General features: G+C 70.5%; 16 protein-coding genes and 3 tRNA genes. 9 read left to right on the top strand and 10 right to left on the bottom strand.

From position 1 onward, the window contains the following. Nucleotides 1-12: 12 nt before the first annotated feature. The 8 genes from VT52_RS26785 to VT52_RS26750 all read right to left on the bottom strand — a co-directional run bounded on the left by VT52_RS26785 (nt 13) and on the right by VT52_RS26750 (nt 4,683). Nucleotides 13-85: transfer RNA gene (locus VT52_RS26785), tRNA-Gly, on the bottom strand. A gap of 23 nt (nt 86-108) precedes the next feature. Further along, nucleotides 109-723, bottom strand: coding sequence for a response regulator transcription factor (locus VT52_RS26780; protein WP_046423041.1), 615 nt, complete (start codon nt 721-723; stop codon nt 109-111). Then, nucleotides 720-2,033, bottom strand: coding sequence for a sensor histidine kinase (locus VT52_RS26775; RefSeq protein WP_338059205.1), 1,314 nt, complete (start codon nt 2,031-2,033; stop codon nt 720-722). Before VT52_RS26775 ends, VT52_RS26780 begins: the two co-directional genes overlap by 4 nt. Next, the gene (locus VT52_RS26770; RefSeq protein ID WP_046423039.1) at nt 2,006-2,785 is read right to left on the bottom strand and encodes an ABC transporter permease; all 780 of its coding nucleotides are present in this window, start codon (nt 2,783-2,785) and stop codon (nt 2,006-2,008) included. Before VT52_RS26770 ends, VT52_RS26775 begins: the two co-directional genes overlap by 28 nt. A gap of 47 nt (nt 2,786-2,832) precedes the next feature. Beyond that, complete coding sequence (locus tag VT52_RS26765; protein ID WP_046423037.1) at nt 2,833-3,798, bottom strand: ABC transporter ATP-binding protein; 966 nt, start codon at nt 3,796-3,798, stop codon at nt 2,833-2,835. A gap of 147 nt (nt 3,799-3,945) precedes the next feature. Then, nucleotides 3,946-4,021: transfer RNA gene (locus tag VT52_RS26760), tRNA-Gly, on the bottom strand. Between the two features lie 82 nt (nt 4,022-4,103). Beyond that, nucleotides 4,104-4,175, bottom strand: a tRNA-Gly gene (locus VT52_RS26755). Between the two features lie 190 nt (nt 4,176-4,365). Then, on the bottom strand, nt 4,366-4,683 hold the full coding sequence (locus tag VT52_RS26750; protein ID WP_046423035.1) for a histone-like nucleoid-structuring protein Lsr2: 318 nt from the start codon (nt 4,681-4,683) through the stop codon (nt 4,366-4,368). Nucleotides 4,684-4,993: 310 nt separating this feature from the next. Between VT52_RS26750 and purS the strand changes: the two genes are divergently transcribed. The 7 genes from purS (at nt 4,994) to purM (ending at nt 12,600) form a co-directional block, all read left to right on the top strand. Then, nucleotides 4,994-5,266, top strand: coding sequence for a phosphoribosylformylglycinamidine synthase subunit PurS (gene purS / locus VT52_RS26745; RefSeq protein WP_037650676.1), 273 nt, complete (start codon nt 4,994-4,996; stop codon nt 5,264-5,266). Beyond that, nucleotides 5,263-5,943 (top strand): phosphoribosylformylglycinamidine synthase subunit PurQ, encoded by a 681-nt coding sequence (gene purQ / locus VT52_RS26740; protein ID WP_046423029.1) that lies wholly within the window; start codon nt 5,263-5,265, stop codon nt 5,941-5,943. Before purS ends, purQ begins: the two co-directional genes overlap by 4 nt. Further along, nucleotides 5,940-8,198: a phosphoribosylformylglycinamidine synthase subunit PurL gene (purL, locus tag VT52_RS26735; RefSeq protein WP_046423028.1), complete on the top strand. Its 2,259-nt coding sequence runs from the start codon at nt 5,940-5,942 to the stop codon at nt 8,196-8,198. The genes purQ and purL overlap by 4 nt, the downstream gene beginning before the upstream one ends. 269 nt (nt 8,199-8,467) lie before the next feature. Further along, nucleotides 8,468-9,265 (top strand): maleylpyruvate isomerase family mycothiol-dependent enzyme, encoded by a 798-nt coding sequence (locus VT52_RS26730; protein WP_046423027.1) that lies wholly within the window; start codon nt 8,468-8,470, stop codon nt 9,263-9,265. A 53-nt stretch (nt 9,266-9,318) separates the two neighbouring features. Continuing rightward, a complete protein-coding gene (locus VT52_RS26725; RefSeq protein ID WP_046423026.1) occupies nt 9,319-9,765 on the top strand; it encodes an META domain-containing protein in 447 nt (148 codons plus the stop codon). 203 nt (nt 9,766-9,968) lie between these two features. Further along, complete coding sequence (gene purF, locus VT52_RS26720; RefSeq protein ID WP_046423025.1) at nt 9,969-11,498, top strand: amidophosphoribosyltransferase; 1,530 nt, start codon at nt 9,969-9,971, stop codon at nt 11,496-11,498. Between the two features lie 34 nt (nt 11,499-11,532). Then, nucleotides 11,533-12,600, top strand: coding sequence for a phosphoribosylformylglycinamidine cyclo-ligase (purM, locus tag VT52_RS26715; protein ID WP_046423023.1), 1,068 nt, complete (start codon nt 11,533-11,535; stop codon nt 12,598-12,600). A gap of 95 nt (nt 12,601-12,695) precedes the next feature. Here the strand turns inward: purM and VT52_RS26710 are convergent, their stop codons facing one another. Together VT52_RS26710 and VT52_RS26705 are read right to left on the bottom strand one after the other, a co-directional pair. Next, nucleotides 12,696-12,944, bottom strand: coding sequence for a DUF3073 domain-containing protein (locus VT52_RS26710; RefSeq protein ID WP_046423021.1), 249 nt, complete (start codon nt 12,942-12,944; stop codon nt 12,696-12,698). Nucleotides 12,945-13,262: 318 nt separating this feature from the next. Beyond that, nucleotides 13,263-14,366 carry a Leu/Phe/Val dehydrogenase gene (locus tag VT52_RS26705; RefSeq protein WP_046423018.1) on the bottom strand — a complete coding sequence of 368 codons (1,104 nt, stop codon included), beginning with the start codon at nt 14,364-14,366 and terminating at the stop codon, nt 13,263-13,265. Nucleotides 14,367-14,564: 198 nt separating this feature from the next. Here VT52_RS26705 and VT52_RS26700 point away from each other — a divergent pair, with 198 nt between their 5' ends. Together VT52_RS26700 and bldC are read left to right on the top strand one after the other, a co-directional pair. Continuing rightward, nucleotides 14,565-15,407 (top strand): DUF8083 family protein, encoded by an 843-nt coding sequence (locus tag VT52_RS26700; RefSeq protein WP_046423017.1) that lies wholly within the window; start codon nt 14,565-14,567, stop codon nt 15,405-15,407. A gap of 554 nt (nt 15,408-15,961) precedes the next feature. Continuing rightward, entirely contained in the window at nt 15,962-16,168 is a 207-nt protein-coding gene (gene bldC / locus VT52_RS26695; protein WP_003949541.1) for a developmental transcriptional regulator BldC, read from the top strand. Nucleotides 16,169-16,574: the final 406 nt, after the last annotated feature.

Below are 16,574 nucleotides of genomic sequence, written 5' to 3'. Positions count from 1 at the left end.
GCCTTTATCCGGAGCGGACGACGAGGCTCGAACTCGCGACCTCAACCTTGGCAAGGTTGCGCTCTACCAACTGAGCTACGTCCGCAGTGCGCCGTGGCGCGAGAGCTACTATACCCAACCTCGCTCGCGGGCGAGACGTACCGCCGTATGCCGGTTCTCGGCGCCGAGCTTGGTGACGGCCGAGGAGAGGTAGTTGCGCACGGTCCCGGGGGACAGCGCGGCCCGCTCGGCGATCTCCGCGACCGGCGCCCCGTCGGCGGCCAGCTCCAGCACCTCCGCCTCCCGGGCGGTCAGCGGGGAGTCCCCGGCGGAGATCGCGTCGGCGGCCAATTCCGGGTCCACGTAGCGGTTTCCGGCGTGCACGGTCCGGATGATCTCGGCGAGCCGCTGTGCGCTGACGGTCTTCGGCACGAAGCCGCGCACCCCCGCCGCGAGGGCCCGCTTCAGGTGCCCCGGCCGCCCGTGACCGGTGACGATCAGCACCCGGCAGCCGGGCAGTTCGGCCCGCAGGGATGTGGCGACCCTCACACCGTCCAGGCCCGGCATCTGGAGGTCCAGCACCGCCACATCGGGGGCGTGCGCCCGCGCCATCGCCAGGGCCTCGGGTCCGGTGGCCGCCTCCGCGACCACCAACAGATCGTCCTCGAGCGAGAGCAGGGCGGCCAGCGCGCCCCGGATCAGGTGCTCGTCGTCGGCGAGCAGCAGTCGTACCGGATCACTCATGACGTGATGTCACTCACTTCCCGCGCCGTTCGCGGCGCCCCCTTCGGCAACGGCACCTCGGCCACCAGCCGGAACCGGTCCCCGTCCGCGGCACCGGCCGTCAGCGTCCCGCCCACCGCCGCGAGCCGCTCCCGCAGCCCGGCGAGCCCCGACCCGCGGCCTGCGCTCGTCGCGGCGGCCCGCACCCCGTCGTTCTGCACCGTCAGCACCACCGACCCCTCTCGTACCGCCAGTCCCACCGCACACCGCCGGGCGTCCCCGTGCCGCAGCACATTGGTGGTCGCCTCCCGCACCACCCAGCCGAGCGCCGACTGCACCTCGGCGGGCAGCCCGGCCGGCTCCGCGTGCACCTCGCAGTCGATCCCGGCCGCCTCCAGCACGCCCTGCGCGCCCGCCAGTTCGGCGCCCAGATCGGCCTCCCGGTAGCCGCGTACGACGGCCCGCACCTCCCGCTGGGACTCCTGCGCGATCCGCTGCACCTCGATCATCTGCTCCACCGCCTCCGGCCGCCCCCGCCGGGCCAGTTGGACGGCCAGTTCGCTCTTGAGGGAGATCACGGAGAGGTTCCGCCCGAGGACGTCGTGCAGATCGCGCCCGAACCGCAGCCGTTCCTCGGCCACCGCGAGCCTGGCCTGGATCTCCCGGCCGCGTTCGGCCTCCCAGAGCACCGAGAGGGTCCAGGCGCCGCAGCGGGCGGCCATCAGCGTGAAGGCGGTGGCGAAGGCGGCCGCCAGCACGGTCGCCAGCACGCCGAGGCCGCTGGGGTGGATGAGCGTCAGGGCCACCGCGAGCAGCGCAGACAGGGCGGCGGACCGGCGCAGGAACACGGCCACGGGGACGGTGAACGCGTAGGTCATTCCGAAGGGCATGAGCACCGCGCTGAGCATCATCCGGCTGGTGGTCCCGCCCAGCCTGCCGAGCGCGACGAGTGCCACGAGCAGGGCGAGGGCCAGGGCAAGCAGCAGGGCCGCGCCGCGATGGGCCCGCGCGGGCAGTGCGGACCGGCCGAGGTAGTGGTCGAGCACGGGCCGGGTGAGCCGGCAGGCGACCAGACACTGGAGCAGACCGACGGCGATCAGCAGGACGCCGAGCGGGAGGGCCCCCGGGTGCCGGTGGAGGCCGGCCGTGATCGGGGGCAGCAGCCAGCTCAGCGGGACCACCCAGATGGTGGCGTTCCAGGTGACCACGCTCTGGAACTCGACCCGCTCCGCCTTGCTCCGCTCGCCCCAGTACCGCCGCTGCCAGCTCCGCATCCGCCCCAGCACGCGCCGCACCCCCGTTCTCAGCGCCGTGGTTCCCAGCGGAACCACCGTCGTACAGCAAACACCGCCACCACGGTCCAGGCCAGCGCGGTCGCCAGGGCGGCCAGCGTCTCCGGGCCGCTCGACCGCCCGGTCCAGCCCGCCTCGACGAGCCGGATCGCCGGGGACAGCGGGAGCAGCGCGCAGACCGACGCCATCCGGTCGGGCATGGCCGCGGCGGGGATCGTGATCCCGGAGCCGAGCATGGACACGAGGAGCAGGGGCAGCGCGGTCACCTGGGCGCTCTCGGTGGTCCTGGTGAAGGACGCGGTGACGGCGGCGAGCGCGGCGCTCACCACGAGGCCGGACAGCAGTCCCGGCAGGATCAGCCAGGGCGCCCGTGGCGGGCCGGTGTGCAGCAGCAGGGCGCAGCCGGCGGACAGCACCAGGGCCTGGGCGAGACCGAGTCCGACGGCGGGCAGGGCGGTGCCGGTGAGGATCTCGGCGTCGGAGAGCTCGCCGGTGCGCAGCCGCTTGAGGACGAGTTCCTCGCGGCGGGCGACGTACGCGCCGACCAGGGCGGTGTAGACGGCGAAGAGGAAGGAGAAGCCGATGGCGGCCGTCAGCATCGCGGTGCCGGCGTCCACCCCGTGCGCCTTCAGGTCCAGCCGCGCGTACGCCCCCCGCACGGTGAACGGCAGCGCGAGCGGCACCAGCAGCGCGGTGACCACGGCCCCCCGGTTCCGCCCGAGCAGCGCGATTTCGGCCCGCCCGAGCGCCCCCAACCGCCGCCCGGCCGACGTTCGTACCGCCCCGCTCATGCCGTCGCCTCCGCTGCCCGTGTACGTCCGTTCGGATGCCGTCCCGCTCACGCCGCCACCCCCTGACCGAGTTCCGGACCGTCCCCGCCGTCGTGCCCCGCGATCCCCAGGAACGCTTCCTCCAGGGAGGCCGAGCGCACATCGAGGGCGTCCAGGCGCAGGCCCTTGCGCTCGGCCCAGGCGAGGACGCCGGCGGCGGTGCGCTGGGGGTCGGTGGTGCGCAGCCGCACGGTCCGGCCCGCGTGTTCGTGGCCGCGGACGCCGAGGGCGGCCAGCGGGGGCAGATCGCCGAGGTGGTAGCCCTCGGGGAGCTGGAAGGACATCCGGGCGGGGCGGCCCGCGGTGACCTCGGCGGGGGTGCCCGCGGCGGCGATGCGGCCCGCGTGCAGGATGGCTAGCCGGTCGGCCAGGCCCTCGGCCTCCTCCAGGTAGTGCGTGGTCAGCAGCACGGTCGTGCCGGCGTCCCGCAGCGCGCGCACCAACTCCCAGGTGTCCCGGCGGCCTTCGGCGTCGAGACCGGTCGTCGGCTCGTCCAGGAAGAGCACCTCGGGGTCGCCGAGCAGGGCGAGCGCGAGGTCGAGCCGGCGCCGTTCGCCGCCGGACAGTTGTTTGACCCGCACCCCGTGCCGGTCCCCGAGCCCCACCCTGGCCAGCACTTCCGCCGCGGGCCGGGCGCCGCTGGTGCAGCCCGCCCACATCCGTGCGGTCTCGGCGACGGTCAGCTCCGCGGGGAAGCCGCCCTCCTGGAGCATCACGCCGGTACGGGAGCGTACGGCGGTCCGTTCGCGGTAGGGATCGTGGCCGAGGACCCTGATCTCGCCGCGGGTCGGCGCGGCGAGGCCCTCCAGGAGTTCCATGGTGGAGGTCTTGCCCGCGCCGTTGGTGCCCAGCAGCGCGAAGATCTCGCCGCGCGTCACGGAGAAGCCGATTCCGCGTACGGCCTCGAATCCGCCGCCGTAGACGCGTGTGAGACCGGTGACCTCGATCACCTGCTCGTGCCCGTCGATGTCCATGACCTCAGCGTCCCGGCGTCCGGGGGCGGCCGGCAGTGCGCGGTGTCATCGGCCGGCATGACAAATGTCAGCGGGCGCTTCGCACTTCCGGGTCGCTTCGGGGAGAGCACGAGAAAAGCCCCGGTCACGAAGACCGGGGCTTTTCCTTGGAGCGGACGACGAGGCTCGAACTCGCGACCTCAACCTTGGCAAGGTTGCGCTCTACCAACTGAGCTACGTCCGCACTGCCCCCGACCGGCTCCCACCGATCGGTGCGAGCACCAGCCTACCTGATCCACGAGAGTGGTCCGGACGGCCGATGCCAGAGCGGGTGACAGGAATCGCACACTGCGCCTTCCCCCTGGAAGGGGGATGTTCTACTACTGAACTACACCCGCATGATCCTCGGGGTTGTGGCCTTTCGGCCTCGCCCCTCGGCGTGTCTCAGACATTAGCTGATCAGCGGGGGGGTAGCGCAAGTCGGCTTCCCCGGAGGTCCTCCGCCCGCCCCCGCTCGGCCCAACTGCACGGCCCCCAGGGTCCGCTGACGGACCCTGGGCGCCGCCCCTTCGCGGGCCCGCACACGCCTCACCGCGCGCTGCTGAACGCCTCGTAGACCTTCTTGGGGATACGCCCGCGCGCGGGCACGTCCATCTTGTTGGCCTGGGCCCAGGCGCGCACGGCCGCCGGGTCGGGTGCCACCTCGGTCTGCTTGTACGCCTTGCCGGAGCGCGACCGCTTGCGGCCGGCCTCGACGAACGGCGCGAGCGCCTTGCGCAGTTTCTTGGCGTTGGTTTCGTTCAGGTCGATCTCGTACGACTTGCCGTCGAGTCCGAAGGCGATCGTCTCCGCCGCTTCCGAGCCGTCGATGTCGTCGAAGAGAGTGACCACGACCTTTTGCGCCACGAATATCGGTCCCTTCGTGCGGCACGTCGATACAGCTCACCGGCGTTGACGTGCCGAGTATCGGCTATTGCCAATTCATTTGTACAGTGCCCGGCAATGCAAAGTGAAGCCCGACTAAATCCGTCCGCGTGTCCGAACGCAATAGGGGTCACGGGCGGCCTGTCGAACTTTCCCAGAACTTTTCTCGGCCGCAGGGGTCCGACACCCGATCGTGATGCGCCTCACGTAGTTTCCTCCAACTCTACCCGCGTAGAAATTTTGTGCGGGTAGTCTGAAGGAACCTGCTCAGCACCACACATCGGGAGTGCCAGTGGCACGCGTCGTAGTCGACGTCATGCTCAAGCCGGAGATCCTCGACCCCCAGGGCCAGGCGGTCCAGCGTGCGCTGCCGCGCCTGGGATTCGAAGGGATCTCGGACGTCCGTCAGGGAAAGCGTTTCGAACTGGAAGTTGACGGCCCGGTCGACGAGGCCGCGCTCGCCCGCATCCGTGATCTCGCGGAATCCTTCCTCGCCAACACGGTGATCGAGGACTTCACCGTCAAGGTGGAAGAGGGCGCGGAAGTCGCGGAGGCGGCGAAGTGACCGCTCGTATTGGCGTCGTCACTTTCCCGGGGAGCCTGGACGACCGGGACACCCAGCGCGCGATCCGTCTCGCGGGCGCCGAACCGGTCGCCCTCTGGCACAAGGACAAGGACCTCAAGCAGGTCGACGCCGTGGTCCTGCCCGGTGGTTTCTCCTACGGCGACTATCTGCGCGCCGGCGCCATCTCCCGTTTCTCGCCGGTCATGGACACGGTCATCGAGCAGGCGAAGGCCGGCCTCCCGGTCCTCGGGATCTGCAACGGCTTCCAGGTCCTCACCGAGGCCCACCTCCTGCCGGGCGCGATGCTCGGCAACGACCACCTCCACTTCATCTGCCGCGACCAGAAGCTGCGGGTGGAGAACGCGGAGACGGCCTGGACCGGCGACTACCGCCGGGGCCAGGAGATCCACATCCCGCTGAAGAACATGGACGGCCGGTACGTCGCCGACCCGTACACGCTCGACAAGCTGGAGGCGGAGGGCCGCGTCGTCTTCCGCTACGTCGACTTCAACCCCAACGGCTCGCTCAACGACATCGCCGGCGTCACCAACGAGGCGGGCAATGTCGTCGGCCTGATGCCGCACCCCGAGCACGCCGTCGAGCCGCTGATCGGTTCCGGCCGCACCGACGGCCTCCCCTTCTTCACCTCGATCCTCAAGAAGCTGGTCAACGCATGAGCCGGACGCCTCTGGACACGGTCGAGCACGCGGCCGCGACCCCCGACGTCGAGCTGCCCTGGGCCGAACTCGGCCTGAAGAAGGACGAGTACGAGCGGGTGGTGGAGATCCTCGGCCGCCGCCCGACCGGCGCGGAACTCGCCATGTACTCGGTCATGTGGTCCGAGCACTGCTCGTACAAGTCCTCCAAGGTCCATCTGCGCCAGTTCGGCGAGAAGGCGCCCGAGTCGGACGCGCTGCTCGTCGGCATCGGCGAGAACGCCGGTGTGGTGGACGTCGGCCAGGGCTACGCGGTCACCTTCAAGGTGGAGTCGCACAACCACCCCTCCTACGTGGAGCCCTACCAGGGCGCGGCCACGGGCGTCGGCGGCATCGTCCGCGACATCATCGCGATGGGCGCCCGCCCGGTCGCGGTGGTCGACCCGCTGCGCTTCGGCGCGGCCGACCACCCCGACACCAAGCGCGTCCTGCCGGGCGTGGTCGCCGGCATCGGCGGCTACGGCAACTGCCTGGGCCTGCCGAACATCGGCGGCGAGGTCGTCTTCGACGCCTGCTATCAGGGAAACCCGCTGGTCAACGCCGGTGCCATCGGTGTGATGCGGCACGAGGACATTCACCTCGCCAAGGCCTCCGGCGCGGGCAACCAGGTCATCCTGTACGGCGCCCGGACCGGCGGCGACGGCATCGGCGGCGCCTCGATCCTCGCGTCCGAGACCTTCGACGACGCGAAGCCCTCCAAGCGCCCCGCGGTGCAGGTCGGTGACCCCTTCCAGGAGAAGCTCCTCATCGAGTGCACCCTGGAGGCGTTCCGGGAGAAGCTGGTCGTCGGCATCCAGGACCTCGGCGCGGCCGGGCTCTCCTGCGCGACCAGCGAGCTGGCTTCCAACGGCTCCGGCGGCATGCGCGTCACCCTGGACGACGTCCCGCTGCGCGACTCGACGCTCTCGCCCGAGGAGATCCTCATGAGCGAGTCGCAGGAACGCATGTGCGCGGTCGTGGAGCCGGCGAAGGTCGAGCGCTTCCTGGAGATCTGCGAGAAGTGGGACGTCATCGCCACGGTCATCGGCGAGGTGACCGACGGCGACCGGCTGGAGATCTTCTGGCACGGCGGGAAGATCGTGGACGTCGACCCGCGCACGGTCGCGCACGACGGCCCGGTCTACGAGCGCCCGTACGCGCGTCCCTCCTGGCAGGACGCGCTCCAGGCCGACGACGCGAACAAGCTGCCGCGCCCGGCGACCCCGGAGGAGCTGCGCGAGCAGGTCCTGAAGCTGGTGGCGTCCCCGAACCAGGCGTCCAAGAAGTGGATCACCCAGCAGTACGACCACTTCGTGCAGGGCAACACGGTGCTGGCGCAGCCCGAGGACTCGGGCATGATCCGGGTGGACGAGGAGACCGGCCTCGGCGTCGCCATCGCGACGGACGGCAACGGCCGCTACGCCAAGCTGGACCCGTACACGGGCGCGCAGCTGGCGCTGGCGGAGGCGTACCGGAACGTGGCGACGACGGGCGCGAAGCCGCTCGCGGTCTCGGACTGCCTGAACTTCGGCTCGCCCGAGGACCCGGCGGTGATGTGGCAGTTCGCGGAGGCGGTACGCGGCCTCGCGGACGGCTGTCAGCAGCTCGGCACCCCGGTGACCGGCGGCAACGTCTCGCTCTACAACCAGACGGGCGAGGCGGCGATCCACCCGACGCCGGTCGTCGCGGTCCTCGGTGTGATCGACGACGTCGCCCGCCGTACCCCGGTCGCCTTCCAGGAGGAGGGCCAGCTGCTCTACCTCCTCGGCGACACCCGCGAGGAGTTCGGCGGCTCGGCCTGGTCCCAGGTGATCCACGACCACCTGGGCGGTATGCCGCCGGCGGTCGACCTGGAGCGTGAGCGGCTGCTGGCCGAGATCCTGATCTCCGCCTCCCGCGACGGCATGATCGACTCCGCGCACGACCTGTCCGACGGCGGTCTGGTCCAGGCCGTGGTCGAGTCGGCCCTGCTGGGCGGGAAGGGCGCGCGCCTGGTCGTCCCCGACGGCCTGGACGCCTTCACCTTCCTCCTCTCCGAATCGGCCGGCCGCGCCCTCGTGGCCGTCCCCCGCTCGGAGGAGCTCCGCTTCAACGACATGTGCGGCGCCCGCGGCCTCCCGGCCACCCGCATCGGTGTCGTGGACGGCGACTCGGTCGAGATCCAGGGCGAGTTCACCCTGCCCCTCGCCGACCTGCGCGAGGCCCACGAGGGCACGATCCCCGCGCTGCTGGCGTAGACACGGAGCCCCCCGCCCGGAACCCGGTTCCGGGCGGGGGGCTCTCGTGACGGTTCAGCGGACGTAGTTCTTGAGGATCTCCGTGTCCAGCTCGATGTCCATCGGGCCGGGGACGAGTACCTTCTCCCCGGACTTCGCGGTATGGACGTCGCGGTAGCCGCCATGCTGCATCCCCCTCCAGGCGGAAGCCAGAGTCACCCGCTCCCGCCCGCGCGGCGTGGTTTCCGCTGCTGCTCACCCACACGGGTGACTGCGCATAAGCTCCCCCCATGCCACCGGCCAAGAAGCGCGCCCGTACCTACGATCCCGTCCGGACCCGTGCCGCGGTCCTCGGCCAGTTCGGGGCGGTGCGGGAGGCCGTACGCGGGCTCGGTCAGGAGCAGTTGGCGGGGGAGACCCGGCTCGGGGGCTGGTCCGTGCGGGAGTTGGTCGTGCACATCGGGATGGCGCTGACGGCCGTACAGCGGGCGCTCGCGCGGCCCGAGCCGGCCAGGGCGGATGCCGTGCTGCTCGACTGGCCCTTCGCGACCGCCGCGAACTCCGTGGCCATCGACGCCTTCACCCGGGACCTCACCGCCGGGCATCCCGACCTCGACGCCTACCTCGCGGACATCGACGTCTCCCTGCGCGATCTCCTCGCCGAGCACCCGGGGAGCCGGCTGCTGCCGACCGACGCCGGTGTCCTGTCCCTGGACGACTACCTGGTCACCCGCGCGGTCGAACTCGTCGTGCACACCGACGACCTGAACGCCGCCGTGCCGGGGCTCGACGTGCCGTACGACCGGCAGGCGCTGGCGGCCACCACCCGGCTGCTCGCCGACGCGCTCGCGGTGAAGGCGCCCGGGGGGTCCACCGAGGTCCGCGTGCCGCCGTTCGCCGTGGTGCAGTGCGTGGAGGGCCCCCGGCACACCCGCGGCACCCCGCCCAACGTGGTGGAGACCGATCCGCTGACATGGGTACGGCTCGCCACCGGGCGGACGGACTGGCGGACGGCCGTGGACGAGGCCAAGGTCAGCGCGAGTGGGGAGCGGGCCGACATCGGGGGCCTCCTGCCGGTCATGACCTGAGGGACCGGTGGGACCGGTGGGAACCGGCGGTGACGGTGCACCGTCGTATCCGCATGAAACGGAACAAAGCGCCCGCCGCTCTCGCCCTGTGCCTCCCCCTGGCGGTGGCCTGTGGCGCCACGCCCGCGCACAGTGGAGCGGTGACCGTCGACGAACCCCTGACCGGTGTCGAGTGGCGGGTCGTGAGCGTCACCGCCCAGGGCGCCACGCACCCCGCACCGGCCTCCGCCCGCCTGCTGGTCCGTGACGACGGAACCGCCGCCGGCAACCTCGGCTGCAACGGCTTCAGCGCCCCCGCCGCCCTGCACGGCGATCGCGTCACCTTCGGGCGGCTGCGCACCACCAGGATGGTCTGCGACGACGCCCGGATGGCGTTCGAGCGGCTGCTCGGCGGGCTGCTCGGCGGCGGCACGTTCACCGGCGTGGCCGACCACGGCGAGCTCACGCTCACCACGAGTCACGGAGACCACGTCAACCTCACCCACAGCACACCAGAATGATGTGCGACACCTCACTCACGCATACGGCCAAACCGCCCCGAGGAAAGTCGCGGGCGGTCGGCGAGGACCCCGGGTGACCCCGGACACGCCGCGCTGACCTGCGTATACGCAGAAAGCGACAAGGTGATCCGGGAACCGCCCGTCCGTTAGGACCGCGTATCCCCAATTCGGACCAGTGGTCGATCTCGCCTACACTCGGTGCCGTGCCACGTGGTGACGGTCGACTCAATCACGACCTGCTCCCCGGTGAGAAAGGCCCCCAGGACGCGTGTGGCGTCTTCGGTGTCTGGGCTCCGGGTGAAGAGGTCGCAAAGCTCACGTACTTCGGGCTCTACGCCCTCCAGCACCGGGGTCAGGAATCCGCGGGAATCGCGGTCAGCAATGGCTCCCAGATCCTCGTCTTCAAGGACATGGGCCTGGTTTCCCAGGTCTTCGACGAGACCTCTCTCGGCTCGCTCCAGGGTCATATCGCGGTCGGACACGCCCGCTACTCGACCACCGGTGCGTCCGTGTGGGAGAACGCCCAGCCGACGTTCCGCGCCACCGCGCACGGCTCGATCGCGCTCGGCCACAACGGCAACCTGGTCAACACGGCGCAGCTCGCCGAGATGGTCGCCGAACTCCCGAACGAGAACAACAGCCGTTCCACCCGGGTCGCGGCCACCAACGACACCGACCTGCTGACGGCGCTGCTCGCCGCCCAGGTCGACGAGGACGGCAAGCCGCTGACCATCGAGGAGGCCGCCCAGCAGGTCCTCCCGAAGGTCCGGGGCGCCTTCTCGCTCGTCTTCATGGACGAGCACACCCTCTACGCCGGCCGTGACCCCCAGGGCATCCGCCCGCTGGTCCTCGGCCGCCTGGAGCGCGGCTGGGTGGTCGCCTCCGAGTCCGCCGCCCTGGACATCTGCGGCGCCAGCTTCGTCCGCGAGATCGAGCCGGGCGAGTTCGTCGCCATCGACGAGAACGGTCTGCGCAGCTCGCGATTCGCGGAAGCAAAGCCCAAGGGCTGTGTCTTCGAGTACGTGTACCTGGCCCGTCCGGACACCGACATCGCCGGCCGGAACGTGTACCTCTCCCGGGTGGAGATGGGCCGCCGGCTCGCCAAGGAGGCCCCGGTCGAGGCCGACCTGGTGATAGCGACCCCGGAGTCGGGCACCCCGGCCGCCATCGGCTACGCCGAGGCCTCGGGCATCCCGTTCGGCGCCGGACTGGTGAAGAACGCCTATGTGGGCCGTACGTTCATCCAGCCCTCGCAGACCATCCGCCAGCTGGGCATCCGGCTGAAGCTGAACCCGCTCAAGGAAGTCATCAAGGGCAAGCGCCTGGTCGTCGTGGACGACTCGATCGTGCGCGGCAACACCCAGCGGGCCCTGGTGCGCATGCTCCGTGAGGCGGGCGCCGCCGAGGTGCACATCCGCATCTCCTCGCCGCCGGTGAAGTGGCCCTGCTTCTTCGGCATCGACTTCGCCACCCGCGCGGAGCTGATCGCCAACGGCATGACGATCGACGAGATCGGCACCAGCCTCGGCGCCGACTCGCTCGCGTACATCTCCATCGACGGCATGATCGACGCGACCACCATCGCGAAGCCGAACCTGTGCCGCGCCTGCTTCGACGGCGAGTACCCGATGGAGCTGCCGGATCCGGAGCTGCTCGGCAAGCAGCTGCTGGAGACCGAGCTGGCGGCCGGTCCCGCCGAAACGGCCGCGGCCGACGCGATCCGCCGCCCGTAACACCCCGCAGTACGACACGAAAGCTCTCACAGTCATGTCTGAGACAACTGGTGCCAGCTACGCAGCGGCGGGCGTCGACATCGAGGCGGGCGACCGCGCCGTCGAGCTGATGAAGGAGTGGGTCAAGAAGACCCGGCGTCCCGAGGTCCTCGGGGGCATCGGCGGCTTCGCCGGACTCTTCGACGCCTCCGCCCTCAAGCGCTACGAGCGCCCCCTGCTCGCCTCCGCCACGGACGGCGTGGGCACCAAGGTGGACATCGCGCGCCGCCTGGGTGTCTACGACACCATCGGCCACGACCTGGTCGCCATGGTCATGGACGACATCGTGGTGTGCGGCGCCGAGCCGCTGTTCATGACCGACTACATCTGCGTCGGCAAGGTCCACCCCGAGCGGGTCGCCGCCATCGTCAAGGGCATCGCGGAGGGCTGTGTGCTGGCCGGCTGCGCCCTGGTCGGCGGTGAGACGGCCGAACACCCGGGCCTGCTCGGCGAGGACGACTTCGACGTCGCGGGCGCCGGTACGGGCGTCGTGGAGGCCGACCGGCTGCTCGGCTCGGATCGCATCCGCGAGGGCGACACCGTGATCGCCATGGCGGCTTCCGGGCTTCACTCGAACGGGTACTCCCTGGTCCGCCACGTCCTGCTGAACACGGCGGGTCTGGCCCTGGAGTCGGAGGTGGCCGAGCTGGGCCGCACCCTCGGCGAGGAGCTGCTGGAGCCCACCAAGATCTACTCGCTGGACTGCCTGGCCCTGACCCGCACGGCCGATGTGCACGCTTTCAGCCACATCACCGGCGGCGGGCTCGCCGCCAACCTGGCCCGGGTGATCCCGGACGACCTGCACGCCGTGGTCGACCGCGCGACCTGGACCCCGGGCGCGATCTTCGACCTGGTCGGCAGGACCGGGAACGTGGAGCGCCTGGAACTGGAGAAGACGCTGAACATGGGCGTCGGCATGATGGCGATCGTCCCCGAGGAATCCACCGAGGTGGCCCTCGCGACGCTGGCCGACCGGGGCGTCGAGGCCTGGGTGGCCGGCGAGATCACCGGGCGTGGCGACAAGGACAGCGGCGCGGAGCTGGTGGGGGACTACGCGAAGTGACGCCTCACGGTGTGGTGCCCGCGAGAGCCGCTCGCGGGTAGCACAGAAGCCGGTCGGTGGCTGTGCCACCGACCGGACTGGTGCTCAGTGCAAGGTCAAGCGCCGCGACGGTGTTGTGAGGGGCCCTCGTCCTCGTCCTCGTCGTCCTCGTAGAGGTCGGCGTAACGGGAGTAAAGGTCGTCCTCGTCCTCGTCATCGTCCTCGAAAGGCTCGCCGTTCGGCGGCTGGTTCGAAGTTGATGCGCCCAGTTCACTGGCCAGACGTGAAAGATCAGTCCCACCGCTGTTGTACTTCAGCTGGCGGGCGACCTTTGTCTGCTTGGCCTTGGCCCGGCCGCGCCCCATGGCTCGACCCCCTCGGTGACGGGGCTCGACGGCCCCAGAGTCTGACACGCGTTCATGATCTGGATCGGACTCTCCGTGGAGAGGCCGGTCCGTAGGGCTTCCACGGTACCTGAGCCCGCGCCCATACGGTACGTCGCCCGCAGCACGCGCGTGTGCACAGAACCTTCGAGGTGCCCTGTCCTCGCTGGTCAGTGGCGATTTTAACCACTTATCGGGGAACGACCCGCCGATGGAAGTGAGAGTTCTCTCTAAGCTGCCCTCGGCGGGTACCGCTCATGTGTGCGAAGCCGGCCGCGCGGGGTCTTCCGCGCGGCCGGGTCAGTGACCGGTGCGGCCCGCGCGCGCCTCGGCCATCCGCTGCTCGGCGATCCGGTCGGCCGCCGCGGCCGGCGGGATCCCGTCTTCCTTCGCACGTGCGAATATGGCCAGAGTGGTGTCGAAGATCCGCGTCGCCTTCGCCTTGCACCGCTCGAAGTCGAAGCCGTGCAGTTCGTCGGCCACCTGGATGACCCCGCCCGCGTTCACCACGTAGTCCGGCGCGTAGAGGATCCCACGGTCGGCGAGGTCCTTCTCCACGCCCGGGTGGGCGAGCTGGTTGTTGGCCGCGCCGCACACCACCCTGGCGGTGAGCACCGGCACGGTCTCGTCGTTCAGGGCGCCGCCGAGCGCGCAGGGCGCGTAGATGTCCAGGCCCTCCAGGCGGATCAGCGCGTCGGTGTCGGCGACCGCCGTCACACCCTCGTACTGGTCGAGGACCCGCTGGACGGCGTCCGGGCGGACATCCGTGATCACGACCCGCGCGCCCTCGTCCAGCAGGTGGCGCACCAGGTGGTGGCCGACCTTGCCGACCCCGGCCACGCCGACCGTGCGGTCGCGCAGCGAGGGGTCGCCCCACAGGTGCTGGGCGCTGGCCCGCATGCTCTGGTAGACGCCGAAGGCGGTCAGCACCGAGGAGTCCCCGGCGCCGCCGTTCTCCGGGGAGCGGCCGGTGGTCCAGCGGCACTCGCGGGCGACCACGTCCATGTCGGCCACATAGGTGCCGACGTCGCAGGCGGTGACGTAGCGCCCGCCGAGGGAGGCGACCATCCTGCCGTAGGCGAGGAGCAGCTCCTCGGTCTTGTCACGCTCCGGATCGCCGATGATCACGGCCTTGCCGCCGCCGTGGTCCAGGCCGGCCATGGCGTTCTTGTACGACATCCCGCGCGCGAGGTTGAGCGCGTCGGCGACGGCCTCGGCCTCGGTGGCGTAGGGGTAGAAGCGGGTACCGCCGAGGGCCGGGCCCAGGGCGGTGGAGTGGAGCGCGATCACGGCCTTGAGACCGCTGGCGCGGTCCTGGCAGAGCACGACCTGCTCATGACCGCCCTGCTCCGAGTGGAACAGGGTGTGCAGGACATCAGCGGGCGCGCCGGTTACGTCGGTCACTGTGGTGACTCCTGTGTACTTGCGGCGGGTGGGGTCAGCCCCCGTACGGGTGGCGGGTGCTGGTGGCATGAGCGTAGAGCCTGTGTGCGGGCGTCGTCCGCGCAGTGTTCAGGATCACTCGCACGGACTCACCGCGCCCCCCTGACCGTGGCACGATTTGCAGTGTTTCCAGCCGGGTCCGATGGGGAGGGAGCAGGCGTGCCGAAGGTGTCCTCCGTGGTCGTCCCCTATGCCGCCTACCTGCGCGTGTACGAGCCGCTGGGCGCCTTCCCGGAGCCGGAGCGCGGCCACTGGGCGCGCTACGCCCGCCGCCCGGACCGGCCCTCGTACCAGGACGAACTGCGGCGCGCGCTGGCCGACTTGGTGCCGACCCCGCCCATCGCGGTGCCGGTGCACGAGAGCGGCGACGCCTTCGTGCTGGAGGTCGACGGGGTGGTCTGCGTGTGCCCCTGGCGGACCCGGCTGCGCGGCTGGCAGGCGCTGGAGGAACTCGGCGACGAGCTGCCCCCGCCGGTGCTGGACGCGGTGCTGCCGCCGGTGGTGCGCCGGCAGGCGGCCCTGGACTACGAGCGCTGGCTCGGCCGCAACCCCGACGCGCGCCCGTGGATCCGCACGGCGACCTGGCAGGTGCCGGTGAACTGGTTCGTGCTGGTCGCGGACGAGGAGCGGCAGTACGACAAGGGGACCGACGAGGCGCCACCGGTACTGCGCTACCGCACGCCGATGGTGCAGGCCCGGCGCCGGGTGGCCAGGGCGCTGCGCACCCTGAGGGAGACCGTCGCGGAGGGGCCGCTGATCGACGGCCTGCTGGACGTCGGGCGCTGGCTGGAGGAGTTCCATCCGAGGTCGCTGGTGGAGCTGGACTACGGCGGTCTGGTGCATGTGCTGCCGGCCGACGAACTGGCGGACGACCACTCGGCGGCGGACGTCGCCGAGGGCATCGAGGCGCTGCGCCAGGGGGACGAGGCGGCGGCCGGAGAGGCGTACGCGCGGCTCGTGGAGCGGTGGCGTGCGGTGCGGGACCGGCGCTCGGCGAACTGACGTTCAAACAGAATCCGCCAGAACGTGATCCACGTCACAGCTGAGACGGTGCTCAACGGCGTACGGTCAAGCGCGTTTCACTCAACTGACGGGGTGTCGGCCCCGATCGGGGCGTTTGCGTCAAGGGCGCCCTAAAGGTGATGGACTGCACGTACAGGGCCCTTGCGCCTCTTCCCCCTCCTCATGCCAAAATAGGACAAGGAGTCCGGGGAGGGCTCCTTCCGTCCAAGTGTGGTGCACTGTGGGCGGAATCTCTGCATTGCACGCTTTGGGGGGACTGGTGCCTCCTGATCGCCCTGTGACTGATCGTCACGGTGGCGTGACTGTCCGCTATGGCATGGTCCATCGGCTTCCGTCGCTGATGAACACCTGGGAGGGCAATTCCATCGGTTTGGCCGACCGGGCTGGACAGATGGTGTAGTTGTAGTGCCGAGGACAAGCCGTTCGTCCTATAACCGACTCGACTCGCGTCCGCCATTTCGGGCAACGCGGGTCAAGGTGCAGAATTTAGAGGAAAGAACCGAGAAGGTTCGGTTCTCCCGAGGAGGCCGCTCATGACCGCTCGCACCCCTGATGCCGAGCCGCTGCTGACCCCGGCTGAGGTCGCCACCATGTTCCGCGTCGACCCCAAGACGGTCACGCGGTGGGCGAAGGCCGGCAAGCTCACGTCGATCCGCACGCTCGGCGGGCACCGCCGCTACCGCGAGGCTGAGGTCCGCGCTCTGCTCGCGGGCATCCCGCAGCAGCGCAGCGAGGCCTGACCGAGCAGCGGAACAACTGAAAACAGGGCGAAACGGCAGGCCCCCCAACCTGCCGAGACGCCCGAAACCCTAGCTTCAAGCGACGCGGGACCTGCCCCAACAGGACCCACGCCCAGGCCGAAAAGAACGTTGTAGGCAAGCGACACAGGGTGCGTCGTCGATCGCGCTGGACTCCGCCGGGTCCAGCGCGATCTGTTTTGTGCGCTGGTCGGAGGCGGGGTGGGGGTTGGTGGGGGCGCTGAGGGTGCACTCCGGTACAGAGTGCAATTGCACATATTAAATTGACCCGTTGTAGGAGGGGTGTAAGTTGCGCGGTTCTGAAAACTCATGCAGTGACACCCGTCACATGCCGGGCCACTTGTTGCCCCGGGCATACGTGGGCTAGTGGAATCACTGGTTCCAGTGT

The sequence above is a fragment of the Streptomyces malaysiense genome, from assembly GCF_000980885.2.
Taxonomy (GTDB): Bacteria; Actinomycetota; Actinomycetes; order Streptomycetales; family Streptomycetaceae; genus Streptomyces; species Streptomyces malaysiense.
The sequence above is the reverse complement of the archived record's forward strand: the minus strand, read 5'-3'. Positions and strand labels throughout refer to the sequence as shown.

Bases quoted from the DNA above. Each gene is read 5' to 3' on its own strand.
- VT52_RS26765 (WP_046423037.1), bottom strand. From the start codon at position 3,798: ATGGACATCGACGGGCACGAGCAGGTGATCGAGGTCACCGGTCTCACA.
- purM (WP_046423023.1), top strand. From the start codon at position 11,533: ATGTCTGAGACAACTGGTGCCAGCTACGCAGCGGCGGGCGTCGACATC.
- VT52_RS26770 (WP_046423039.1), bottom strand. From the start codon at position 2,785: ATGAGCGGGGCGGTACGAACGTCGGCCGGGCGGCGGTTGGGGGCGCTC.
- VT52_RS26710 (WP_046423021.1), bottom strand. From the start codon at position 12,944: ATGGGGCGCGGCCGGGCCAAGGCCAAGCAGACAAAGGTCGCCCGCCAG.
- VT52_RS26725 (WP_046423026.1), top strand. From the start codon at position 9,319: ATGAAACGGAACAAAGCGCCCGCCGCTCTCGCCCTGTGCCTCCCCCTG.
- VT52_RS26730 (WP_046423027.1), top strand. From the start codon at position 8,468: ATGCCACCGGCCAAGAAGCGCGCCCGTACCTACGATCCCGTCCGGACC.
- VT52_RS26780 (WP_046423041.1), bottom strand. From the start codon at position 723: ATGAGTGATCCGGTACGACTGCTGCTCGCCGACGACGAGCACCTGATC.
- purL (WP_046423028.1), top strand. From the start codon at position 5,940: ATGAGCCGGACGCCTCTGGACACGGTCGAGCACGCGGCCGCGACCCCC.
- bldC (WP_003949541.1), top strand. From the start codon at position 15,962: ATGACCGCTCGCACCCCTGATGCCGAGCCGCTGCTGACCCCGGCTGAG.